The sequence below is a fragment of the Mesorhizobium sp. M7A.F.Ca.CA.004.04.2.1 genome, from assembly GCF_004022825.1.
Lineage (GTDB): Bacteria > Pseudomonadota > Alphaproteobacteria > Rhizobiales > Rhizobiaceae > Mesorhizobium.
The window spans coordinates 1-3,606 of record NZ_RZPH01000630.1 but is presented as its reverse complement, the minus strand read 5'-3'; the positions used below and the strand labels follow the sequence as shown (position 1 = coordinate 3,606).

Genomic DNA, 3,606 nt, shown 5'->3' with positions numbered 1-3,606 from the left:
CACTGGTCGACTTGAAAAACGCCGACCAGATTTCCGGCATCGGCCGCGGCATCGCCTTCCAGCTGGTCGAGAATTTCGGCCTCATCAACCGCCGCGACATCGCCGAGGAGATGAAGTCGCTCGACCAGGAAGGCCGCGCCACCCTTCGCCGGCTTGGCGTGCGCTTCGGCGCCTACCATGTCTTCGTGCCGGCGCTGATCAAGCCGGCGCCTGCCGGACTGGTGACGCTGTTGTGGGCGCTGAAGAACGACGGCAAGGACAAGCCGGGTTTTGGCGACGTGGTCCATGCGCTCGCCTCGGGTCGCACCTCGGTGGTGATCGACCCTGCTTTCGACAAGACGTTCTATAAGCTTGCCGGCTACCGCAATCTCGGCCGTCGCGCCGTGCGCATCGACATACTGGAACGGTTGGCGGATCTGATCCGTCCGGCGACCAACTGGAAGCCCGGCCTCGGCCAGCGCCCGGACGGCGCCTATGACGGCCAGTCCTTCATGGTGACGCCGCCGATGATGTCGATCCTCGGCGCCACCGCGGACGACATGGAAGAAATTCTCAAGGGTCTCGGCTATCGTGCCGAGCCTAAGCCGGCCGTCGAGGTCAAGGCGCGGCTCGAAGCGCAGGACAACGCCGCCCGCGAAGCGGCGGTGGCGAAACTGGCGACGGAAGAAGCTGAACGAGCCGAGCAGGCCAAATCGGCCGAAGCCGCGGCAACGGATGCCGCAGCAGAGGCAGCCGTCGAAGAGTCGGAGGCGGCATCGGACGCAGTGGCCGTTTCGGAAACCGCGGCCGAAATTCCCGCCGAAATCACCTCCGACGCCGCGGCGGAACCTGCTTCGCCTGCCGTGGAAGAACAGGCGGACGCTCCGGTCGAAACCGTGCAAGACGAAGCGCCTGTTGCCGAGGCTGCTGCTGAACCGGCACCGGCTGAACCGCAGGCAGAGGCTGAAGCTGCCGAGACTGAAGCCGCAGCGGCAGAAGAAGCCGCAACGGCCGACCTGGCGGCAAATGCCGCGCCCGCAACGGACGCCGCGCCGGACGAACCTGTGGCGGTGACTGAAGCAGCTGTCGGCGAACCCGCGCCGGAAGCCGAAGCACCAAAACCCATCCTGTTGTGGCGTCAGGGCCGCTTCGAACAGCGCCCGCGCAACCGCGATGACAACCGCAGGAACAATCGCCCGCGCAACGGACAAGCGCGCGGCCGAAGCGATGCGCCTGCGGATGCCGCCGGCGCACCGGCCGCTGCTGCACCCGGAGAACGCCCGGCCCATGAAGGACGGCGCGATGGAGCCGGCAAGCCGCGCTTCGACCGCTCGAAATTCAAGCCCAAGCCGCAGGCCGAAGGCGAACAGCGACGTGATGGCAGGCCGCAGGGCGAACGTCCCGACCGCCGCGAAGGCCGTCCCGACTGGAAGGGTGGCAGGCCTGATGGCAAAGGTGGTCCGCAAGGCGGCAAGCCGGCCTTCCAGCCGAAGCCGCGCGAGGAGCGTCCGGTGCGTTTCGATCCGGATTCGCCCTTCGCCAAGCTCGCCGCTCTCCGCGACCAGCTGAAGAAGTAGAACCCGGCTCGCTTCGATGGTTGCCGAAGGCCGCCAGCGCATCGACAAATGGCTGTTCTTCTCCCGCGCCGTGAAATCGCGCTCGCTGGCGGCGAAGTTGGTCGTCGCCGGCCGGGTCCGCATCAATCGCGACAAAGCAGCGCAGGCCTCCGACCAAGTCAAGCCAGGCGACGTCCTGACCATCACGCTCGAGCGTCGCATCTTCATCTGGAAGGTGCTCGGCGCCGGTGCACGGCGCGGCCCGGCCGAGGAGGCCCGGACGCTCTACGAGGATATGTCGCCACCGCCCGCACCGAAGGGCGAAGCCCCTCCCGATGCAATTCCGGGGCTGCGCGAGGCCGGCAGCGGCCGCCCGACCAAGAAGGAACGTCGCCAGACCGACCGATTGCTCGGCGAAGATTGATGCCTGGCGTCCAAAAACACGCAGTGGTTCTGGGACAACGGCACGCCTGAGGCGAGAACTGAGCCCGGCAAACAGACGCTCTGCGGGACATGACTGACTTCCGCCGGGCCTGCAGTCTGGAATTCCATTCCGGAAACACCGGCACCGTCCGCAATGGCTACCCTTGCAAGCGGTCGACAAAGGCGTTACCTGACGGAAAAAGCCCAACAAAATGGGACGTCCCGGAGCCGACCGATGACCTATGTCGTGACCGACAATTGCATCAAATGCAAATACATGGACTGCATCGAAGTCTGTCCGGTCGACTGTTTCTACGAAGGCGAGAACATGCTCGTCATCCACCCCGACGAGTGCATCGACTGCGGCGTTTGCGAGCCGGAATGCCCGGCCGACGCAATCAAGCCGGACACCGAACCCGGCCTCGACAAATGGCTGCAGGTCAACACCGAATACGCCGAGAAATGGCCCAACATCACCGCCAAGAAGGAACCGCCGGGAGACGCCAAATCCTTCGACGGCGAGGCCGGCAAGTTTGAGAAATACTTCTCGGCCGAGCCCGGCGAAGGCGATTGACAACACGGCCGCAAAGGCCGGTATTACGCTGGGTAAGAGGCACGTCACATTAACCGGCTTGACAGCCGGCGCTGACCTGTGGCCTTCGCGTATGCAGCAAAACCTTGATTCTTCCGACTTTTTGTGTTACATCAGCGAAACATGCCGGTGACACAACGTCGATTTATGGCGCAGACGCCCCAAATCACTGAAAGGTGAAAATCCCATTCGGACCAGAGCGATCTGGGCCAGGCGGTCGCGATGTTGCGGTTTGCCGGTCCGGCCTTTCCGATGGGTTCATCTGTTGTGCGGCTAACGATCGGCTTCCCCGATCGCGCGAGTTCGGACCGGCAGGACGCCGGTGCCACAACAAGGAGTTCAGGGCGTAATGGCAACGATCACCCCGCAGAAGAAGTCCACCGCTGCGCGTCACGGTTTCAAGACCGGCGAGTACATCGTCTACCCGGCGCACGGCGTCGGCCAGATCGTCTCGATCGACGAGCAGGAAGTTGCTGGACACAAGCTGGAACTGTTCGTCATCGACTTTTCGAAGGACAAGATGCGCCTGAAGGTGCCGGTCGCCAAGGCGACCTCCATCGGCATGCGCAAGCTGTCGGAGGAGGATTATGTCGAGCGCGCGCTGAAGGTCGTGCAGGGCCGCGCCCGCGTCAAGCGCACCATGTGGTCGCGCCGCGCCCAGGAATATGATGCGAAGATCAATTCGGGCGACCTGATCTCGATCTCGGAAGTCGTGCGCGACCTCTACCGCGCCGACAACCAGCCGGAGCAGTCCTATTCCGAGCGCCAGCTCTATGAGGCGGCGCTCGACCGCATGGCCCGCGAGATCGCGGCCGTCAACCGCATGTCGGAAACCGAAGCCGTGCGCTTGATCGAGGTCAACCTCAACAAGGGCCCTAAGCGTGGCGCCAAGGCCGACAATGAAGAGGCCGAGCAGGAAGAAGCTGCCTGATCCTTCTCGCCTTTTCGAGAGATCCTGCCTGAAACGATTGGAGGCTCCGGTTTGACCGGGGCCTCTTTTGCTTTTGGGCGGCAGCTTCGATGTTGATGATGTACTGCGCACCAGCGTGCTGCATC

Annotated in this window: 3 protein-coding genes and 1 pseudogene; all 4 read left to right on the top strand. The window is 63.9% G+C overall.

Going from position 1 to position 3,606, the window contains the following annotated elements:
- Positions 1-1,556 (top strand): annotated as a pseudogene (locus EN893_RS24120) (helicase); the annotation flags it as partial.
- 16 nt (positions 1,557-1,572) lie between these two features.
- On the top strand, positions 1,573-1,959 hold the full coding sequence (locus EN893_RS24115) for an RNA-binding S4 domain-containing protein (RefSeq protein ID WP_023814308.1): 387 nt from the start codon (positions 1,573-1,575) through the stop codon (positions 1,957-1,959).
- A 234-nt stretch (positions 1,960-2,193) separates the two neighbouring features.
- Positions 2,194-2,532, top strand: coding sequence for a ferredoxin FdxA (fdxA, locus tag EN893_RS24110; RefSeq protein ID WP_127267257.1), 339 nt, complete (start codon positions 2,194-2,196; stop codon positions 2,530-2,532).
- Between the two features lie 367 nt (positions 2,533-2,899).
- A complete protein-coding gene (locus EN893_RS24105; protein ID WP_013529179.1) occupies positions 2,900-3,481 on the top strand; it encodes a CarD family transcriptional regulator in 582 nt (193 codons plus the stop codon).
- Positions 3,482-3,606 lie beyond the last annotated feature (125 nt).

Bases quoted from the DNA above. Each gene is read 5' to 3' on its own strand.
- fdxA (WP_127267257.1), top strand. From the start codon at position 2,194: ATGACCTATGTCGTGACCGACAATTGCATCAAATGCAAATACATGGAC.
- EN893_RS24105 (WP_013529179.1), top strand. From the start codon at position 2,900: ATGGCAACGATCACCCCGCAGAAGAAGTCCACCGCTGCGCGTCACGGT.
- EN893_RS24115 (WP_023814308.1), top strand. From the start codon at position 1,573: ATGGTTGCCGAAGGCCGCCAGCGCATCGACAAATGGCTGTTCTTCTCC.